This is a genomic window from Gracilinema caldarium DSM 7334 (assembly GCF_000219725.1).
Classification (GTDB): Bacteria; Spirochaetota; Spirochaetia; order Treponematales; family Breznakiellaceae; genus Gracilinema; species Gracilinema caldarium.
Genome location: NC_015732.1, coordinates 1,324,044 through 1,343,008 on the forward strand (window position 1 = coordinate 1,324,044; position 18,965 = coordinate 1,343,008).

At 46.8% G+C, this 18,965-nt stretch carries 18 protein-coding genes; 12 read left to right on the forward strand and 6 right to left on the reverse strand.

Going from position 1 to position 18,965, the window contains the following annotated elements; all coding sequences use genetic code 11:
- The first annotated feature begins 114 nt into the window (after positions 1 to 114).
- Genes SPICA_RS05995 through SPICA_RS06015 form a run of 5 tightly spaced genes read left to right on the forward strand, consistent with a single transcriptional unit; the run spans position 115 to position 5,626 of the window.
- Complete coding sequence (locus SPICA_RS05995; protein ID WP_156789634.1) at positions 115 to 831, forward strand: tetratricopeptide repeat protein; 717 nt, start codon at positions 115 to 117, stop codon at positions 829 to 831.
- Positions 832 to 849: 18 nt separating this feature from the next.
- Positions 850 to 2,871: a tetratricopeptide repeat protein gene (locus SPICA_RS06000; protein ID WP_013968633.1), complete on the forward strand. Its 2,022-nt coding sequence runs from the start codon at positions 850 to 852 to the stop codon at positions 2,869 to 2,871.
- Between the two features lie 12 nt (positions 2,872 to 2,883).
- On the forward strand, positions 2,884 to 3,996 hold the full coding sequence (locus tag SPICA_RS06005) for an AI-2E family transporter (RefSeq protein ID WP_013968634.1): 1,113 nt from the start codon (positions 2,884 to 2,886) through the stop codon (positions 3,994 to 3,996).
- On the forward strand, positions 3,993 to 4,262 hold the full coding sequence (locus tag SPICA_RS06010) for an ACT domain-containing protein (RefSeq protein WP_013968635.1): 270 nt from the start codon (positions 3,993 to 3,995) through the stop codon (positions 4,260 to 4,262). The genes SPICA_RS06005 and SPICA_RS06010 overlap by 4 nt, the downstream gene beginning before the upstream one ends.
- Positions 4,263 to 4,264: 2 nt before the next feature.
- Complete coding sequence (locus tag SPICA_RS06015; RefSeq protein WP_013968636.1) at positions 4,265 to 5,626, forward strand: PFL family protein; 1,362 nt, start codon at positions 4,265 to 4,267, stop codon at positions 5,624 to 5,626.
- Positions 5,627 to 5,678: 52 nt separating this feature from the next.
- On the opposite strand, the gene nth is transcribed toward SPICA_RS06015, so the two are convergent.
- Complete coding sequence (nth, locus tag SPICA_RS06020; protein ID WP_013968637.1) at positions 5,679 to 6,353, reverse strand: endonuclease III; 675 nt, start codon at positions 6,351 to 6,353, stop codon at positions 5,679 to 5,681.
- Between the two features lie 117 nt (positions 6,354 to 6,470).
- Between nth and ileS the strand changes: the two genes are divergently transcribed.
- The 5 genes from ileS to SPICA_RS15855 are packed head-to-tail and all read left to right on the forward strand — an operon-like array spanning position 6,471 to position 11,843.
- Complete coding sequence (gene ileS, locus SPICA_RS06025) at positions 6,471 to 9,638, forward strand: isoleucine--tRNA ligase (RefSeq protein ID WP_013968638.1); 3,168 nt, start codon at positions 6,471 to 6,473, stop codon at positions 9,636 to 9,638.
- A gap of 18 nt (positions 9,639 to 9,656) precedes the next feature.
- A complete protein-coding gene (locus SPICA_RS06030) occupies positions 9,657 to 10,688 on the forward strand; it encodes a hypothetical protein (protein ID WP_156789635.1) in 1,032 nt (343 codons plus the stop codon).
- Positions 10,689 to 10,710: 22 nt separating this feature from the next.
- Positions 10,711 to 10,980, forward strand: a complete 270-nt coding sequence (locus SPICA_RS06035; RefSeq protein WP_013968640.1) for an FmdB family zinc ribbon protein — start codon at positions 10,711 to 10,713, stop codon at positions 10,978 to 10,980.
- A 9-nt stretch (positions 10,981 to 10,989) separates the two neighbouring features.
- A complete protein-coding gene (locus tag SPICA_RS06040) occupies positions 10,990 to 11,505 on the forward strand; it encodes a hypothetical protein (RefSeq protein ID WP_013968641.1) in 516 nt (171 codons plus the stop codon).
- Positions 11,502 to 11,843, forward strand: a complete 342-nt coding sequence (locus tag SPICA_RS15855; protein ID WP_013968642.1) for a zinc ribbon domain-containing protein — start codon at positions 11,502 to 11,504, stop codon at positions 11,841 to 11,843. The genes SPICA_RS06040 and SPICA_RS15855 overlap by 4 nt, the downstream gene beginning before the upstream one ends.
- Positions 11,844 to 11,893: 50 nt before the next feature.
- Here the strand turns inward: SPICA_RS15855 and amrS are convergent, their stop codons facing one another.
- The 3 genes from amrS to msrA form a co-directional block, all read right to left on the reverse strand.
- Complete coding sequence (gene amrS, locus SPICA_RS06045; RefSeq protein ID WP_013968643.1) at positions 11,894 to 12,910, reverse strand: AmmeMemoRadiSam system radical SAM enzyme; 1,017 nt, start codon at positions 12,908 to 12,910, stop codon at positions 11,894 to 11,896.
- Positions 12,907 to 13,284, reverse strand: a complete 378-nt coding sequence (locus SPICA_RS06050) for a hypothetical protein (protein ID WP_013968644.1) — start codon at positions 13,282 to 13,284, stop codon at positions 12,907 to 12,909. The genes amrS and SPICA_RS06050 overlap by 4 nt, the downstream gene beginning before the upstream one ends.
- Before the next feature lie 61 nt (positions 13,285 to 13,345).
- The gene (gene msrA, locus SPICA_RS06055; protein WP_237255943.1) at positions 13,346 to 13,975 is read right to left on the reverse strand and encodes a peptide-methionine (S)-S-oxide reductase MsrA; all 630 of its coding nucleotides are present in this window, start codon (positions 13,973 to 13,975) and stop codon (positions 13,346 to 13,348) included.
- Between the two features lie 101 nt (positions 13,976 to 14,076).
- Here msrA and nudC point away from each other — a divergent pair, with 101 nt between their 5' ends.
- Positions 14,077 to 14,901 carry an NAD(+) diphosphatase gene (nudC, locus tag SPICA_RS14790; protein WP_169311862.1) on the forward strand — a complete coding sequence of 275 codons (825 nt, stop codon included), beginning with the start codon at positions 14,077 to 14,079 and terminating at the stop codon, positions 14,899 to 14,901.
- Here the strand turns inward: nudC and SPICA_RS06065 are convergent.
- Together SPICA_RS06065 and SPICA_RS06070 are read right to left on the reverse strand one after the other, a co-directional pair.
- Entirely contained in the window at positions 14,864 to 16,630 is a 1,767-nt protein-coding gene (locus tag SPICA_RS06065) for a FumA C-terminus/TtdB family hydratase beta subunit (protein WP_013968647.1), read from the reverse strand. The genes nudC and SPICA_RS06065 overlap by 38 nt on opposite strands.
- A gap of 4 nt (positions 16,631 to 16,634) precedes the next feature.
- A complete protein-coding gene (locus tag SPICA_RS06070; RefSeq protein ID WP_215904904.1) occupies positions 16,635 to 17,621 on the reverse strand; it encodes a nucleoside/nucleotide kinase family protein in 987 nt (328 codons plus the stop codon).
- Between the two features lie 64 nt (positions 17,622 to 17,685).
- On the opposite strand from SPICA_RS06070, the gene SPICA_RS06075 reads away from it, so the two are divergent.
- Positions 17,686 to 18,960, forward strand: coding sequence for a two-component system sensor histidine kinase NtrB (locus tag SPICA_RS06075; RefSeq protein WP_013968649.1), 1,275 nt, complete (start codon positions 17,686 to 17,688; stop codon positions 18,958 to 18,960).
- Positions 18,961 to 18,965 lie beyond the last annotated feature (5 nt).

Genomic DNA, 18,965 nt, shown 5'->3' on the forward strand with positions numbered 1-18,965 from the left:
TTGTGGTATCCTTATCTATAGACAAGAGTAATTATTTTCATCTTGCCTGTCAAACCATGTACCCCTATAGTAACGTCGGGGGATAAGGGGGATAACTTGAATACTTATAGTTTGATGAAATTCAATACAGTTTTCATGCTGTTTTTTACATATTGTTATCTTTCTGTAGGTATTCTGTATGCCCAGGATACCCAAACAAATTTTGCCAGGGCTGAAGATACCTTTCTCAGAAATAAACCTCAGGAAGCTATCCCCATGCTGGAATCGGTTTTAACTGCAGATCCTGCTAATATCAAAGCGGCAATGTATCTTGGGATAGCCTATCAGCAGATGAAACGCTGGGATGATGCGATTGCGCTCTATAAGAAGCTCTTAAACCGCGCCGGTGTTGATACCGCTCAGGTAGCCTATAATCTCGGTAATGTGTATTTTGCCCGGGGAAGCGCAGCCTTTGCAGAAGAATACTACAGTCTTGCCATTCAGAAAAATGAATCCTATAGTTCAGCCTATCTGAACAGGGCTAATGCCCGGATAAAAGTGGGGAATTTAGCCGATGCGGTAAAAGACTATACTACCTATCTGAGTCTGGAGCCCGCATCTCCTAAACGTCCGCAGATTGAACAGCTTTTAGCCCTCATTCAGGCACAGGTTGCTGCGGAGGAACAGAAAAAATTGGAAGCCGAAGCTGCCGCAAAGGCTGAAGAAGAGCGCAGACGGCGGCTTCTTGAAGAAGTCTCGGCATCTTTACAGGCCGCTTCTGAAGAAACGAAGGGACTGCAGGCCTCATCTGAGCAAGTGCAGTCCTATGACGGTGAATTTGTTTTAGAATAAAAAGGTTATGGAGGAGCTATGAGTGTTGATCAAAAAAAAGAAAAAAAACATACCCTGCTCATAGGCGGGATTGTTCTTGCTGTCTTACTGATTGGTGGCGGTATTGCTCTCTATGTTGGTATTACCGGTGCTGCCGAAAACGCCCGACGAAATACCCTTTCTCTTGCCCAGGATTATATTGATGGTGGTGAGTATCAGCGGGCGCTGGATCTCTTAGACACCCTGTTAATAAAAAATGCCTCTGACCATGAGGCCCGGGGACTGCGGGCAAGGGTACTGGAACTACTTAAACAGGCAGGAATAGGATCAGAAAAGGCTGCTTCAGAAAGGGGTTCTCAGGATACAGAACAGATTTCCTCAGCCTTAAAAGAAGTAAGCAAGGCTGTGGAGACCGTGGCAAAGGTTGCTTCACAAACAAAAGCTCCGCCTGTTCAGGATACGGCGGCGGCAAAGGCGGAGGAAGAGCGGCGGAAAGCCGCAGAGGCTGAAAAGGCGAAGGCTGAGGCCGCCGCCGCTGCGGCTGCTGAGAAAAAAGCTGCAGAAGAAGCAGAAGCAGCCCGCAGAAAGGCTCAGGAAGAGGAGCTGGCAAAAAAATCGAAGGAACTCCAGGATAAGATGCGCCTGATCAACGATATGATTGCTCAAGGCCGCAGTGCTATACAGAAAAATGATTATGCTACAGCCCAGCAGGTTTTTTCCGATGCCCTTTCCCGTATGCCTGAAGGGGAAAACCGCTTTCAGTCTCAGAAACTGGCCGAGATTGCCGATGCCTACTATGAGGGTTTTACGAAGGACCGGAATGGAGAATCGGGGCAGCAGGCCCTAAAGGATGCAATCCGCTATGCCCGGGATTCTATAAAAGCAGACTCAACCCAGGCTATGCCCCACTTTACCCTGGGAAAAATCAATGCTGATCTAAAACAATGGGATAATGCGGTGACCGAGCTTAAGGAAGCAAACCGGCTGGACCCAAAGAATTATCTCTATTCCTTTGAACTCGGGAAAGCCCTTTTTAATGCCCGGAAATTTCCCGAAGCCCGTCAGGCCTTTGAGACCACTACGGCTCTGAAAAACGATTTCGAACCTGCATGGTATAATCTGGGGGGTACCCTCCGGGTGTTGGGAAAACCAGATGAGGCTTTGCAGGCATATCGAAAGGCTATTGCACTAAAAAGCGATTATGCTTCGGCGTACCGTGAAATTGGTCGTATTCTTGCCCAGAAAGGGGACTATAAGGGGGCGGTCGATGCATTTACTACAGCTTTAAAGTATATCCCCGATGATGTGGCTTCCCTACGTGAATTAGGCGCTGTTCAAAGTACTATGGGTAACTATACCGCTGCAGAACAATCCTTCGCGAAGGCCCTGGTGATTGATGGTAAGGATCCGCTAACGAACTATAACATGGCTATTGTAAAACAGAAATTGAACAAACCATCTGATGCTTTACTGTATGCCAAGCGGGCTGTGGAAGGGGCCGAATCCAATGCGGTGTATCAATTTACCTTAGGAGAAGCTCTGGAAGCCAACAAAGATACCGATAGTGCCATAACAGCTTACATCAAATCTGCCACATTGGATAAGAAATATAGTAAGCCCCGTATTAACTTGGGGGCTATTTATCTTGCCAACGGATTCCCTGATAAAGCCCTGGATTATTTACTTGAAGCCTATGCGGTAGATTCTCGATCCTTCGAAGTAAACAATAATCTTGGATCTGCCTATGCCCGCAAGGAATTATGGGATAAAAGCATTGAACACTTTGAGAAAGCCCTTATCGTGGAACCAAAGAATGGTATTGCCAGAATCAATCTGGCCCGGGCCTATGTGGGCTCGGGGCGTTTGGATAAGGCCAGAGATACCTATATTGAATTGCTGAAACTGGAACCGAATAACTGGGATGCCCTGTTTGAGCTGGGTAAAACCTATGCAAGTTTGGGAGATACGGCCAATGCAAAACAGCGGCTTTCAGATCTTATTAAACGGAATCCTGGTTATGAACGACGAGCTGAGGCTGAAAAGATTTTAGCCGGACTCTAATGCAGGTGCTATATGAATGGTAAAACAATTCAGACCGGTTTTTTCTTTCTAGTATTTATATTACTCCTTGTTGGTGTTATACGTATATTTTCTCCTTTCTTTACGGTTTTTCTCTGGGCAAGTTTACTTTATATACTAGTAAGTCCTTTATATATTGCTGTTGTGAAGGTGCTTCCCCCAAATAGTCGTTTTAATGGACTGGTACGTAATGTTTTTGCAGCAATTTTGGCAATTCTAACTGTACTCATTATTATTTCGCTCATTATTTGGATAAGTATTCAGCTCTATCATCAACTGTATAGTATTTTAAAAAACCTGCGGGCCTATATATCTGAAAATCCTAATTTTTTAAATCGAGAATTCAGCCAACTTTCTAATTTTATAAAGGATGTTTCTTTAGGACAAATTGATCTAGAAACCCTCAATGTAAAAAGTCAGGTGTTGAGTCTTCTTGGTAACAGCAGTCAGCGGCTCTTACAATATTCTACTTCTCTGGTAAAGAATGTGGGATCCTTTCTTGCAGGTCTTGCGTTTCTTGTTTTTACCCTCTTTTTCTTTTTAATAGATGGGTCATACCTCTTTAATTTACTGGTTAGGGTGATTCCGATTAAAAAGGACTATATCATGCAGCTGGCAGTGAAATTTAAAGAGATAACCCAGAACCTATTTATGGGGTATATCCTGGTTGCCCTGGTACAGGCTACGATTGCTTTTATTTTGTTTTCTCTTTTTCGAGTTCAAGGTTCATTGGTATTTTCGATTATTCTCTTTTTCTGTACCTTTATTCCCATTATCGGTGCAGGTGCTATCTGGGGGCCTATCGGGATATTCAAGATTATAACTGGTGATGTGTTTGGGGGCATTCTCTTTCTTGTTTTATCGGGCTTGCTTATTTCTACCCTGGATAACCTCCTCAGGCCTTTGTTTCTTAAGGATCGGATAAAGCTGCATCCACTCATCATTTTTTTCGCAATTCTTGGGGGGGTGAGCATTTTTGGGCTTAACGGGCTGGTACTAGGCCCTATGATTGTTATATTATTCCTCACTGTTCTGGATCTTTTCTTTGTTGAACATGGAATACATCCGGAACGGGATGAAACACATACAACAGGAGTAATGAAATGAATGCCATAATCACCGTGGTGGGCAACGATAAGGTTGGCATTATTGCCCGGGTCAGTGCCTTTCTGGCAGAACGGAACATCAATATAGAAGATATAAGTCAGACCGTTCTTTCGGGGAACTTTGTTATGATGATGATGGTGGACCTGTCTCAAAGTTCTAAACCGCTTCCAACAGTAAAGGAAGAATTGGAAACCTTAGGTGAACAGATGGGTGTATCAATCAGTGTGATGCACGAAAAAGTCTTCAGCGCCATGCACCGGATTTAATCATGCTGTTTACACCCTATGAAATTAAAGAAACGGTGGACATGTTCCTCCGGTATAAACTTGATATCCGTGCAATTACCCTGGGAATATCGCTTTTAGATTGTGTTTCTGCTTCGGGAACTGAAACACGGCGGCGTATACGGGAAAAAATACTTCGAGTTGCGGGTAATCTGGTTAAGGTGGGACAGGATATCGAGATTGAGTATGGTATTCCCATAATCAACAAGCGAATTGCTGTAACTCCTATTGCACTGATTGCCGGGGCTACGGAGGATACCAATTACAGGGCCTATGCTCAGACCCTGGATGAGGTAGCCCGTGAATTGGGTATCGATTTTGTGGGCGGTTTTTCTGCCCTGGTTCACAAAGGATTTACCCAGGGAGATGAGCAGCTCATTTCGTCTATACCCGAGGCGCTTGCTTCCACCGAGCGGGTCTGTAGTTCCGTAAATGTGGCTACCACCAAGAGCGGTATCAATATGGATGCGGTCCGCCTTATGGGAAGGGTTATAAAGGATGCAGCCGAGCTTACTGCCCAGAAGGACGGCCTTGCCTGTGCAAAACTGGTAGTCTTCTGTAATGCCCCTGAGGATAATCCTTTTATGGCCGGGGCCTTTCACGGTCCCGGCGAAGGGGAATCTACGTTGAATGTTGGTGTATCAGGCCCCGGGGTTGTTAAGGCCGCTCTGGAGAACCATAAAGGTGCCAGTTTTGATGAAATTGCAGATGTCATTAAAAAGACAGCCTTTAAAATTACCCGGATGGGCCAGCTGGTGGGTATGGAGGCAGCCCGGCGTCTTAAGGTCCCCTTTGGTATTCTTGACCTCTCTCTGGCTCCAACCCCTGAGGTTGGAGACTCGGTTGCCCGAATTCTGGAAGAGATAGGACTTGAGTCCGCAGGGACCCATGGTACTACCGCTGCTTTAGCGATGTTGACCGATATGGTGAAAAAGGGCGGGGTAATGGCGTCTACCCATGTGGGCGGCCTTTCGGGAGCCTTTATTCCTGTTTCTGAAGATGAAGGTATGGTCGCTGCAGTTCGTGCTGGTTCTCTTTCCCTGGATAAACTCGAAGCAATGACCACTGTTTGTTCCGTCGGGCTTGATATGATTGCCATCCCCGGCGACACGAGTGCCGCTACCATTTCAGCCATTATTGCCGATGAAATGGCCATTGGTATGGTGAACAGCAAGACCACTGCAGTCCGCATCATTCCCGTACCGGGTAAAAAAGCAGGCGATTGGGCCGAATTCGGTGGCTTACTCGGGGGCGCGCCGATTATGCCGGTCCATAATTTTGGCAGCGAAGCCTTCATTGCCCGGGGCGGCCGTATTCCTGCGCCGATTCACAGTTTCAGGAACTAGGCTGACAAGACAGGCAGTTCTCATAACAATTGTCTGGTGGCTACCTGGGATATCAGCGGACTTGCCCGGAGCAGTCTGAAATTGCTCTGGAAATTACCTCGATGCCTACTTTTGGGCAATTGGATGATAAGGGGCATGCAGTGCATTGAGGCTTTCGGGCTGTGCATACTCTTCTGCCATGCTGATTTAAGCAATGCCCTATGGTAATCCACTGGTTTTCCTGGTAAAGCAGGGCCAGTGCTGCTTCAACCTTGTCCGGATCCCTTGTGGTGGTAAATCCGAGTCTGAGGCAGATTCTACTCACATGGGTGTCTACGATCAGGGCTGGTTTATTATAGCAGGCTGAAAGAATAACACTGGCTGTTTTCCGACCCACACCACGCAGTCTAGTCAGCTCTTCCATGGTATCGGGTACGTGGCCACCATAGTCTCTGAGGATGGACCTGGATAGGTCTAGTAAGGCTCGAGCTTTATCGTGATAAAAACCCGTTGAATAGATAAGGCTTTCCACTTCAACCTTATCGGCCTTTGCCATCAATTCTGGGCTGGGGAACCGTTCGAACAGGGCAGGGGTTACCTGGTTTACCCGCTCATCGGTACACTGGGCAGAAAGTACCGTAGCCACGAGAAGTTGGAAGGGATTTGTAAAATAAAGTGCCGGTCGAATGTCAGGATATAAAGGTGCCAGGGTGTTATATACGAATTGGGCCATTGTCTCACGATGCATGGAGCCATTCTACTATCCTCATGGTTCTTCCACAAGTAAATGTCCGAGAACCACTGGAAAAAGAACGCCAGAATATGGCATAGTATGTTACATGTTGCTTCAGAGGGAGGCCCTAAAGTGTATAAAAGCGTAGATCCCAAGGTTGAATTTCCAAAAATGGAAGAGGAAATTCTAGCATTTTGGGAAAAAAATGACATTTTTAATAAATCGATTGCGCAGCGAGATGGGAAGGATGAATTTGTTTTTTATGATGGTCCTCCCTTCGCAACTGGGTTACCCCATTTTGGGCATTTTGTTCCCGGGACCATAAAGGACATTATTCCCCGCTATCAGACCATGAAGGGGAAGAAAGTAGAACGTCGATTTGGTTGGGATTGCCATGGCCTGCCGGTAGAAAATCTTATTGAAAAAGAATTAGGTCTTAACTCAAAGACTGATATCGAGAAATTCGGGGTAGCAAATTTTAACGAAGCCTGCCGTTCTTCTGTATTACGTTATGTTTCCGAATGGCGCCGTATTGTAACCCGCCTTGGCCGCTGGGTTGATTTTGACAATGATTATAAAACCATGGATCCAGATTACATGGAATCCATCTGGTGGGTTATGAAAACGCTCTGGGAAAAGGGGCTCCTCTATGAAGGGTACTATATTCTGCCCTATTGTCCCCGCTGTTCTACGGTACTTTCTAACCATGAGCTTAATCTGGGGGGCTACAAGGATGTCCATGATCCGGCAATAACCATAAAGTTTAAAGTGACCGGTATCATTGCATCGAGTCCTGCAGAAAAAGCAACACTTCGAGACCTTGCCGATGATCATACCTTCCTCCTTGCCTGGACCACAACTCCCTGGACTCTACCCTCCAACCTGGCCCTCGCTGTAGGCCCTGATATTGATTATGTCCTTGTTCAGGATGGCCAGGAGCGGTACATCATGGCTGAGGCTCGTTTATCAGCCTATTACAAGAAGCCCGAAGAGTACCAGATTCTCTGGAAAAAGAAGGGATCTGAGCTTGTCGGTATTACCTATGAACCGCTGTTTCCCTACTTTGCAGCAACAAAGGAGCAAAATGCTTTCCGTACCTATCCCGGTGATTATGTCTCTACCGAAGATGGTACTGGTATTGTTCACATAGCTCCCGGTTTTGGTGAGGATGACCAGCGGATACTGAAAGGAACCGGTGTCCCCACCATCTGCCCGGTCGATGCGGAATGCCGCTTTACCGATGAAGTGCCCGACTATAAAGGCCTCTTTGTTAAGGATGCGGATAAGGCAATTATTGAACGGCTTAAAACAGAGGGAAAACTGGTAAAACGGGAACAGATTCTCCATGCCTATCCCCACTGCTGGCGCTGTTCAAGCCCCCTCATTTACCGTGCGGTAAGTTCCTGGTTTGTGAATGTTACCAAGATAAAGCAGGATATGCTGGATGCAAACCAAGAAATCCATTGGGTCCCAGACCATATTCGGGATGGCCGTTTTGGTAAATGGCTCGAAGGTGCCCGGGACTGGGCTATCAGCCGGAACCGCTACTGGGGTAACCCCTTGCCCATCTGGAAGTGCCCCGATTGCGGAAAGACCATCTGCGTCGGCAGCCGTAAGGAATTGCAGGATCTTTCTGGAGTAGAGGTAACCGATCTGCACAAGCACTTTGTCGATGAAATCACCATCCCCTGTTCCTGTGGCGGGACGATGAAGCGAATTCCCGAAGTGCTCGACTGCTGGTTTGAATCCGGGGCCATGCCCTATGCTCAAAACCACTATCCCTTTGAACACAAGGAATTCTTTGAGTCCCACTTCCCTGCGGACTTTATCAGCGAAGGACTCGATCAGACCCGAGGATGGTTTTACACGTTAACAATCCTCGGAGCTGCCCTCTTTAAGCGGCCAGCCTTTAAGAACTGTGTGGTCAACGGCCTCGTTCTTGCTGAGGATGGCAAAAAAATGTCTAAGAGCCTGCGGAACTATACGGATCCCATGGATGTTATCAATACCTTTGGGGCCGATGCCCTGCGGATTTTCCTTATGCACTCTGCAGTTGTTAAGGCCGATGACCTCCGCTACAGCGATGAAGGGGTTAAGGAAGTCCTTAAGAGTATTATTATTCCCCTCTGGAACTCTTATAGCTTCTTTGTGACCTACGCCAATATTGATGGCATGAAACCCACTGGAGCACCGGACAATCCTTCCAATCCCTTGGATAAATGGATTCTGTCAGTTGCCGAATCGATGGTAGAAAAGGTTACCGCCGCCCTCGATGGGTATGATATGAACCGTGCGATTGATCCAATCGTAGAATTTATCGATCTCCTTAATAATTGGTACATCCGCCGCTCCCGGCGCCGCTTCTGGAGAAGCGAGAACGATTCTGACAAGGCAGAAGCCTATGGCACGCTGTATAGTGTTCTTAAAAAACTGAGCCTTGTCGCTGCCCCCATTATGCCCTATACCACTGAGGCTATCTGGCAGAACCTCCGGCTAAATCAGGACCCTATTTCGGTTCACCTTGCGGATTACCCGGTGGCTGAAATCAAACGAAAAGACCCAGCCCTTGAATATAAGATGTCTGTGGTCCAGCATGCAGTATCTATGGGTCGGGCCCTCCGCTACCAGTATAATATTAAGGTCCGTCAGCCCCTGCGGTCGGTTGAATTGGTGACCCGAAATCCTGAAGAGAAAAAGGTTCTTCTTGAAATGGAAGAAATTGTCCGGGAAGAATTGAATGTTAAAAATGTTATTTTCCGGGAAAATGAGGAAGACCTAGTCGAATATCAGGCAAAAGCAAATTTTCGAGTCCTTGGTAAGGAACTGGGAAAGGATATGAAGGCCGCTGCTGAACGGATCGAAGCCTTAAGCCAGCATGAAATCCAGGGACTTCTGGAAGGGGCCACCCTCTCTATCGAAGTAAATGGAAAGAATGTGGACTTGACCGCTGACAAGCTCGATATCCGCCGTATTGAGAAGGCTCAGGTGAAGGTTCTCAATGAAGGAACCCTTACGGTTGGATTAGATACAGAGGTTACTGAAGAACTAGCCCAGGAAGGAGATGTCCGTGACCTTGTTCGGGGGATTCAGAACCTCAGAAAGGAAAGCGGCCTCGATGTAACCGACCGAATTAACTTATTCCTCTTTGGTTCAGATAAGCTCAAAGCAGCCTTTAAGTCCTTTACAGATTATATAGCCCAAGAAACCCTGGCTGTCAGTATCGAATGGAAGGAAACTTCCCCCATGACTGAGGTAGAAGCCGGTGATGAATCTTGGAAAGTAGCCCTCACAAAGGTATAAACGAGGGACTTCAGGTTGATGAACCGCAGGGCGTTTTGGGTACCTTTACTACGTTTCCTCAGCAGTGCTATGCTTGGCATAGCACTGCTCAGTTTGTTCTCCTGTGCGACCGTTTCTTCTGGTCCTTCATCTGCTGCTTCTGCCACAGATCGTGCTCTTCTCCTAAACCCCTTTGCAAAGCTTCCGTCGGGGGCGTCCCTTTATGTGTATGGAGATATTGAGAAGACTCGTAATCTAATAAATGGGTTATATCGCTTAGGTCCAGTGAAAGCTTTACAAAGAATTCCCGAAAAGAGCCTTGCCAAAGTAGGGACGGTCTATGGGGCACTCTATAATGAAGAGGAGCCTCAGCGGTTTTATATCCTGGTTTCGGGCCGTTTCCCTGTTGTTCGGACCTTTCTATCCTTGACATTCAGTCCTGATTGGAAACAAAAACGTACCGAAGGCTTTTCCTATTGGCGTTCAGAAAAGGATGGCCTATCTCTTCATATCGATTCAAAACAGATGGTCATTACCGATGGAATACCGCTGAAAGGTTCTTCTGAAGAAAGGCCTTTAAAGTCAGGATCATTGCAAAACAACGTTAATGGTGAAGCAGGGGGAGAGCCTGCGGACCTTATAGCTGGTACCAATTTTTTTCTGATGTTCAATAAGCCCAGGACAATAATTCAATCTTTTATAAGCGGATTGGGGCCTTTGGGTGAGAGTTTTAACATCCCTGTAGAAAAGGTTATCTTCAGGGTCTATCCATCAGCAAAGCCGGGAATTTATGAAGTACAGGCCAACCTGGTAACCTCAAGCCCAACCTATGGGAAAGCCTTGGGAGCCCTGATCTCATTGGTTACCCGATTTATGCCACCCGTAAGTGATAGCATGGACTCATCCCAGCCTGAGCAGGTTATACAACGGATGGCGGTATTACTTCTTTCAGAACGACCGGTGGTCGAAGGCCCTTTGGTAAATCTGAGCAGTAAACCTATTACTGAGGCAGAGCTTACTTTACTTTTGCATAGCTTATTAGTATATTCTGAACAAAACAAACTATTTTGATACATACGGAGAGGTGCATAAAATGCCAACCTATGAATATGAATGCAAAACCTGTGGACACAACTTTGAAGTATTTCAGAACATGAGCGACCCCGCACTAACATCCTGTCCTGAATGTGGTAATGAGGTGCGCCGGCTCATTAATGGCGGTACGGGTATCATTTTCAAAGGATCGGGCTTCTATGTAACCGACAAGGGCAGTTCTAAATCTTCATCTTCTTCAAGTTCTGCTTCCTGCTCTGCCTGTAGTGCTTCCGATTCCGGAACCTGTGCGTCTAAAACCGCTGTCTAATGTAACAATATGGCCTTGCCGCTTCGATTGTCTTTGCGGTACCATCCGCTTTTTTTAGAGTTGGGGCGGCATATTCAAAAACAGACCTGGGGAGCCTTACGGGGGGCCGAACTGCAGGGTATGGTTGCTGACCCATCTCAAGCAAGGGAGCTTATTGCCTTGTTTTGTTATATCCTGGGCGTACCAAAACAAAAGGTAGCAAACTTCCAAGGTTCAGTCATTCATATCATTTTGTTATATCCTTCATGTTCCCTTCAGGTTTTACTTTCCCTTGTTCCTTATAAGGTTGTAAATCCTACCCTCTGGGGAAGTCTTTCCTTTTCAACAGAACAAATGGTCGAATTTCGGTATGGCCAGGAATATTTTATAGCCTGTGCCCCCAGGGAAGGAACCTTCTACCATGTAGCATTACCAGAAGGAAGTCCTGAGTATTATCGGGCCTTAGATGTAAGTCGGGGAAGCCTGGTTTTGCCCAAGGAACTTGAACTTGAGGTAGATGATTTTATACAATCCCTTTCATTATGAAAGGTTTATCAAAAGGACCCCTCTTTTTTTGCGAAAACTGTGGATCTCCGGTACCCAAGGATGCAAAAAAATGTCCTACCTGTGGACGCTTTTTTGCTCATGTTCGTTGTCCCTCATGTAACTTTACCGGTCCTGAATCTCTCTTCTCTGAGGGCTGTCCAATGTGTGGTTATTCTAGCCCTCAAACTCAGCATACTTCTGTACGAAAGGACTCCTGTTTTATGCATTCAGGTACGAGCCACGGCTCTGTTACGCCGCTTCCATGGTGGGTGTATGGTATAACCTTCCTTGCCTTTATTGCAGTGATCCTAACAGCCGTGATGACCTTAATAAAATAATGAAATAAGTATGTACAGGCTTTAGGCTTGTCTCATTACTTTCTGAGCCCTTAATACCTAAAGGGTGTTGATTTTCCGCAATGGTTGCAGAAATAACTGAGTGACTCCTGGCTAAACGCAAGGTGGGGTTGTGAAACCATATATCCATGTCGCTCTACAAGGGGTTTTCCGCAGTATCTACAAAGGGTGCTGTTATCTTCTCCCCAGACATTACCCATATAGACGAAGGAAAGTCGTCCCCGAACCATATTTTTAATCTCTTGTAAAAGAGCTGGTTTGGTTGCCGGTTCATGCCATTTGTATGCGGGGTGATATGCCGATAGATGCCAGGGAATGTCCGGTGAAAGCCCGGCAAGGAATTCAACTATACCTTCTGCTTCTGCAAGAGAATCATTCATACCAGTTACAATAAGGGTCGTAATCTCCAGATGTACGCCCATTTCGTAGGCCAATTCCAAGAATCTGCATACCGTTGGAAGATCCCCTCCCAGTTTTTGTTGATAGGTTTCAGCTTTAAAACTTTTAAGGTCTATATTGGCAGCATCGGTCAGCGCCAGTACATCTCTGGCCGGTTGTTCCAAAATACAGCCATTTGAAACAAGTACGTTAGCGAGTCCCTGTTTTCTTGCTTCCTGCATGGCCTCGAGGATATATTCGATGTGCACCAGTGGTTCCGAATAGGTATAGGCGATAGCTCCAGTTCCGGAATTGACTGCAAGCTGAATCAGTGCTTCCGGTTCTAAGGTTCGGAACAGTATATCCGTTTCCTGGGATATTTCCCAGTTCTGGCAGAAAGGACAATGGAAATTACATCCCAGAAAACCGACGGAAAGAATAGATGAACCAGGCCGGAAATGGTACAGGGGCTTTTTTTCTATGGGGTCTATGGAAATACTGCTGATACTGCCAAAAAAGGGGAGGTTAACACCTCCCTTGGCGCCTTGCCGTACTTTACATCTTCCGAAACTACCCGGTTTTAGAGCACAGTGATGGGGACATAATTCGCAATGTACCAGGGACGGTGTTTCAGTACTTGTACTGAAATAGTGCCCCTGACTGATGTTCATTTGTTCAGGCTCCGTAGGAGTCGCTCATGTAAGGATCGAGATGTATTGATAAATTGCAGTGTATCCTGCACCTCAAAGGGTTCATGAATAACCCCATAGGCGCCTTTCCGGACCCATATTTTTACAATTCTCAGACTTTCACCGGTTTCGGTAACCACTGAAGGCTGGTCTTCTACAAAGAGAATATCACAGAGCTTAAATTCCATGATGATGGGATTCGTTCCCAGTGGATCATAAACAAAAATGAGCTTTTCAGGTTCAAAGGGATGTTGGCGAGGATAACCGGAAAAAACCACACCATCCTTTGGAGGGTTGCCTGAGTATTTAGTAATTTCAAACAAAGGGGCTGTTTCAAGATAGGTTGAAATGCTCATAATTCCTCCCATATAAACTATACGAATATTTATAAAGGAGGGCAAGTTTTTATAGCAGATCTTATTTTATCAGACTGTTAATTGGCAGCCCCAATTTATCCAGTTTTGGAGCAATCACAACCCTGCAATACCCTGCATAGGGATGTCGTTCATAGTAATTCTGATGATAATCCTCTGCAGGCCAGAAGATCTTGAGGGGTTCAACCTTGGTTACTATGGGTTTAGTATAAACCTTACGGTTTGTTAGGTTTGTTATAAAGTCCATGACCTGTTTTTTTTGTTCATCATTTGTGTAAAGAATAATTGACCGGTATTGGGTACCCACATCAGCACCCTGTCTGTTTTCTGAGGTAGGGTCGTGGGCTTTAAAAAATATGTCTAATATTTCTATGAGGGTTATTTTTATTGGGTCAAATTCGATCTTAACCACCTCTGCATGTCCGGTGAGACCTGTACATACCTGCTCATAGGTAGGATATTCTGTTGTGCCCCCAGCATAGCCGGAAATGGCAGATTCTATGCCATGTATTCGTTCATAAACCGCTTCGATACACCAAAAACATCCCCCGCCAAGGACGATTGTTTCTTTATGAGCAATAGGTTCCATACCGTTTGTTCCTCCCAGGGATACAAGGCTCAGAATACTGATCAAAAGTCCCCTCCGAAGCCATTGCATATCTCTATATTTCATACTAATAAAGTAATATATATTTCTTTAAAAGAAAACAAACTTAGGAGTAGGATCCCTCTTTATCATTGACCCGAAGGTCTTTAATGACTATGGTGTACCTTATGAATCAGCAAAATGACCGATGGTTTATTTTCCGAGAGGGAGAACTGTTAATGCCACAGGATGAGGATGTTTCATCAGCAGTCTGTGGACTTGAGCTGCATCTTGGTGAGCCTTTCATCAATATGAAAGAACACTTTGTGGTATCCGAAGAAATGGGCCCTTTTCATGTGCTTTATGTAGATGCCGATAGGGATGTTCCTGAATTACTGCAATGGCAGACTGTACCAATCAGAACCTTGCTGGGAGCATTGAATGCGCCATTGCTGACTGGTTCTGCATGGGAGCATCTATCCCGTTTTCTTAAAGCCTTTCATGTAGCCCAGTGGCGACAGGCTTCTCGGTTCTGTGGATATTGTGGGTCCCCCCAGGAAGACACTGTTGACGAGCTTGCCCGTCAATGTGTCCGATGCGGCAGGCGGGAGTATCCACGGATTGCTCCTGCGGTTATTGTAGCGATTACGGACCAGTACAATCGGCTCCTGCTTGCCCATAACAGCAAATTTAAAAATACTATGTATGCCCTCGTTGCAGGTTTTGTCGAAGCCGGTGAACGGCTCGAGGACACGGTACACCGGGAAATTAAGGAAGAGGTTGGTATTGAGGTTGAATCGGTCTCGTATGTAGCATCTCAGCCCTGGCCATTTCCTGGTTCACTCATGCTAGCTTTTGAGGCACAATACCTCAGGGGAGATATCCGTTGTGACGGAAAGGAAATCATAGATGCCCGCTGGGTTACTCCGGATACGTTGCCTGAAATTCCCGGTCCCGGTTCTATTTCCCGCTTTCTTATCGATCGCTGGCTTGCCCGGTGGGCATCCCGATAGGATTGTATAGGTCACGGCCCTGGTCATCGATAATGACAAAGGCAAGAAGGTCCTGCACTCTAATACGCCGAACTGCTTCCATGCCAAGTTCCGGATAATCGAGAATTTCGCTTTCCAGGATATTTTCCTCCGCGATAAGGGCGGCCGCTCCGCCAATGGTGCCCAGATAAAAGCCACCATAGGTTTTGCATGCCTCTGCCCAGGCTTTCGTTCGATTGCCTTTTGCTAAGGTTATGAGGCTTGCACCCCGACTCATGAGTTCCTCCGCATAAGAATCCATTCGCTGGGCTGTGGTGGGGCCGAAACTGCCAATAACCTTGCCTCGAGGGGTAGCCGCAGGGCCTGCGTAATAAATGGGATGTTTAGTAAGATACTCCGGTAAGGTTTCTCCCCGTAGGAGTGCTTCGTGCCATTTCAGGTGGGCCGCATCACGGGCAACGAGGAGGTATCCCGAAAGGAGCAGCCGATCCCCAGCACGGGTTCCTCGGAGAGCTTCGAGGGCAGGCTTTATTCCCTGATCCAGGTTGATGTGCCGTATTGATATGCTGGCAACGGGATGAGCTGAGATTTGCAGATTTTCACTGGCCAGCGCTATGTTAATTGAACTGCCCTGTCCTTTTGTCTTGAGTTCTTTTTTGTACTGAAATGCTTCTGCCAGTTTTGCTGAAGCGCCGCCCTCCTGTTTCAGAAACTCCAGCGGATGATATTCCAGTTTTTCAAGCCAGAGCCCCTGACTGTTTATTTTCGCGAGCATGTTGCGGTGGGCTGAACAGGAGACACCGATGGAAACGGGGCAGGATCCCGCATGGCGGGGCAGGCGGATAAGCCGGGCATCCAAAGCAAGCAGACTGCCGCCGAACTGGGCACCAAGGCCGCTTTCCCGGGTTATATTCATCAATATGGATTCCCATTCAGTATCCCGATACAGCCAATGTGATCCGTTGTTTTTGAAGGCTGATTCCATCCTAGGGGCTGTATCCAATAGTTCAGTCGTTGCAAGTTTCAGGATGCTCAAATTTTCTTCCGGGCTGGTTCCCCCAACTACTACCGCAAGCCGGTAGGGTGGGCAGGCGGCGGTTCCTAGGGCAGCAATCTTTTCCTTGAGAAATGCCTTAAATGTCTCCGGTTCTAGAAGTGCCTTGGTCATCTGGAACAGTGCAGTTTTATTGGCCGAACCTCCTCCTTTGGCGATAAAGAGAAAGCGGTATTCAGGACCTTCGCTGTTGTCCCGGACTGCTTCTATATGGATCTGGGCAGGGAGGTTGTTTCCTGTATCAAATTCGTCAAAAAGGCTACGAAACCCGACCTGACTTGCACGAAGGGGATGTCCCGTATAGGCTTGCAGGACTCCGTTGCTTAAGGCTTCCCCATCCTCTGCCCCTGTGCGAACCGATTCTTCTTTCCAGCCGATAATAGTTGCGGTTCCCGTATCCTGACAGAGGGGGAGCTTGCCTTCGGCGGAAATAAGGGCATTCTTTAAAAGGGTTTCGAGAACCAGGCGGTCATTGGCTGTGAGGGTGTTTGAGTTGAGCTGTTCTGACCACAGTTTGAGGTGGCTTGGCCGAAGATAATAGGAGATGCGCACAAAGGCTTCTTCTGCAAGTTTTGTGAGGACCGATGGTTCAATATAGAGAGAGCTCTGATCATTGCGCAAGAAACGGGGCTCCAAGGGTATCTTTTCGAATTGGGTTTTTGCAAAAGTAGCATCAATAATCGGACGAATCGTCATGGACTTACTCCTCACCAATGGTGTTTAAGATTTGATCGTAACCGGAGTTTTCTTCATAGCCAACCCGGCCAATCAGCATATATTCCTGAAAAATAGGATGATAGCGGAATTGTTTTACCAGGCGAAAATTTTCTATCTGCCCTGAATACTGTACATGGGTTCGTATACCGGTGCAAAAAATACTTGCCTCTCCAATTTGGATATGGTCCGCTCCAACAGGCATTATGGGTATGTTTTGGGCAATAATATCCTTTACTTTTTGTTCAAGTTCAGGAATGTTAATGTCCGGTTTTTCTGGAAAGTTAATGACAAAGCCATGTTTTACATCTGAATGAAGCACCCGCCGTCTGAGGTTATAGTCCCGCTCTAGAATCATGGTGGTAATATCCTCTGCCGAATGAGCCATAAGGCGGAATTTGATGGTCCGGTTTACAATATCCCGGATTGCTTCTGGGAAGGGACCAAAAACACTAGGCCTGGTTACTATGACTTCCTCTCCAATGCCAAAAATAATCTGGGCATTATATCCCAGGGTTTCCCAGATAAGGTCGAAGTGTTCAATAATTACCCTGCGTCCATGGGAAATGGCGTGGGATATGGCATCGGCAATCTCCCATTTCTGTCTGAAACCCAGTTCGTAATGAACATCAATATGGAAGGTGTGGGGTGCAAAAAAGTCTTCCGGATCAAAGTCGTAGATAAGGGCCTGACGAACATTGGTGCCCTCATCGTCGTTGGTAAGCTCCAAGCCCGGGAACAATCCCCGGACCAGGGTGGATTTCCCAGAGCCGGGGGCACCAATAATGCCGATGATGAGGTCGTTGGCATACAGATAGCGGTGGGATAGCTCATTACCCAGCATGTAAAGCCGTTGGCGGCCCCGGGGCGCATAATAGGTTGCATAGATAAGGGTTTCGTAGGTATGGGGCCGGTAGTCGAAGAGCGGCATCGGTACCGGATCAGGCATTTTTCTGTTGTTGTCCCTATTCATTATATTGAGCATATACAACAGAAAGAAATAGCGCAACAGCAACAAAATGGTATATAGTTAGCCTATGATACATCAATTAAACCGGCGTTCAGAAACTGCCGCAGCCATGGCTCTTTTAGGTCTTATTGCTCTGCTTGCCCTGGGTGGTATTTTTGTAGCGGTGGTACAGGAACGGCAGAGACAGCAACTTATCGCTGAATACCGAGCCTTTCAGCTTGCGGCCGAATTACAGCAAGCCTTTGACCGGGGTTCCTTGAGTAGTTTTGAAAAATATCCCAACCTTCTAGCCTTTGGAATCTATACAGTCCGTGGAACCTCCTTATACCGATATGGAAATGCTCCGGATTATATACATCCTGAGGCTCCTCAAAATCCTCCTGTTATTTCAGGAGATGTTATATCCCTGGTTCGTCCCTTCGGTGGTGGAGGTGCTATGCGGGGGCGAATAGGTAATTTCAGACCAAATCAGGATATGTTCGAAATGATAAATCCTCCGCCAATGGCTATGGGGATGACTAGGCTGGTGTTTGTGTCCTATAGGCTCTCTGCATTCCGGAGAGGCCTCTATATATTGTACGGGGCGGCAATACTCATAGCCTCCGCTCTTTTCGGTGCCTTTGCCCTGCTTGTACGGCTTGCCAAAAGTCTTGATCAATTCAGGTTGCAGGAAGCCCGTAATCGTGAACTCGTTGCCTTAGGTGAGGCTGCACGGACCCTCTCCCATGAGATTAAAAATCCCCTGGGAGTACTCAAAATTCAAACGGCCCTGCTTCAAAAACAATTATCGGATTCAGAACTTGTGAAGAATGTGAGGATTATGGAAGAGGAAATTGACCGTCTGGGAGTACTTACAGACCGGCTCAGACAATTCCTTTCCGGCTCAGAGGGAGATCCGGAACCCATCAATTTGAACCAGTTTCTTTCCGATTTTTGCTTGAGATATGACAAACGGCTCGCACTTGCCCCGCTATCCACACCACCGGTGTTTATCAGAATCGATAGGACCCATTTGAATCAAGTATTGGACAATCTGGTTCAGAATGGTCTAGAAAGCATGGCTAGAGCTGAAGGGGCAACGGTAGAACTTGAGCTAAAACAGGTTCATCCCGCCAGGGTCCACATTCTGGTATCTGATCGGGGATCTGGTATACCAGAATCACTTAGGGAACGGGTCTATGATCTCTTTTATACCACAAAAACGACTGGTTCAGGTCTCGGGCTTTCGATTAGCCGCCGTTATGTTGAACTTGCCGGTGGCCGCTTGTTTCATCAGAATCGTGAAGGAGGTGGTACAACCTTTATTGTTGAGCTGCCCCTCGCTGCAGAACAAGGAGTATAAACGCT

Coding starts and splice junctions, on each gene's coding strand:
- SPICA_RS05995 (WP_156789634.1), top strand. CDS start 115: ATGAAATTCAATACAGTTTTCATGCTGTTTTTTACATATTGTTATCTT.
- SPICA_RS06000 (WP_013968633.1), top strand. CDS start 850: ATGAGTGTTGATCAAAAAAAAGAAAAAAAACATACCCTGCTCATAGGC.
- SPICA_RS06005 (WP_013968634.1), top strand. CDS start 2,884: ATGAATGGTAAAACAATTCAGACCGGTTTTTTCTTTCTAGTATTTATA.
- SPICA_RS06010 (WP_013968635.1), top strand. CDS start 3,993: ATGAATGCCATAATCACCGTGGTGGGCAACGATAAGGTTGGCATTATT.
- SPICA_RS06015 (WP_013968636.1), top strand. CDS start 4,265: ATGCTGTTTACACCCTATGAAATTAAAGAAACGGTGGACATGTTCCTC.
- nth (WP_013968637.1), bottom strand. CDS start 6,353: ATGCATCGTGAGACAATGGCCCAATTCGTATATAACACCCTGGCACCT.
- SPICA_RS06030 (WP_156789635.1), top strand. CDS start 9,657: ATGAACCGCAGGGCGTTTTGGGTACCTTTACTACGTTTCCTCAGCAGT.
- SPICA_RS06035 (WP_013968640.1), top strand. CDS start 10,711: ATGCCAACCTATGAATATGAATGCAAAACCTGTGGACACAACTTTGAA.
- SPICA_RS06040 (WP_013968641.1), top strand. CDS start 10,990: ATGGCCTTGCCGCTTCGATTGTCTTTGCGGTACCATCCGCTTTTTTTA.
- SPICA_RS15855 (WP_013968642.1), top strand. CDS start 11,502: ATGAAAGGTTTATCAAAAGGACCCCTCTTTTTTTGCGAAAACTGTGGA.
- amrS (WP_013968643.1), bottom strand. CDS start 12,910: ATGAACATCAGTCAGGGGCACTATTTCAGTACAAGTACTGAAACACCG.
- SPICA_RS06050 (WP_013968644.1), bottom strand. CDS start 13,284: ATGAGCATTTCAACCTATCTTGAAACAGCCCCTTTGTTTGAAATTACT.
- msrA (WP_237255943.1), bottom strand. CDS start 13,975: ATGAAATATAGAGATATGCAATGGCTTCGGAGGGGACTTTTGATCAGT.
- nudC (WP_169311862.1), top strand. CDS start 14,077: ATGAATCAGCAAAATGACCGATGGTTTATTTTCCGAGAGGGAGAACTG.
- SPICA_RS06065 (WP_013968647.1), bottom strand. CDS start 16,630: ATGACGATTCGTCCGATTATTGATGCTACTTTTGCAAAAACCCAATTC.
- SPICA_RS06070 (WP_215904904.1), bottom strand. CDS start 17,621: ATGAATAGGGACAACAACAGAAAAATGCCTGATCCGGTACCGATGCCG.
- SPICA_RS06075 (WP_013968649.1), top strand. CDS start 17,686: ATGATACATCAATTAAACCGGCGTTCAGAAACTGCCGCAGCCATGGCT.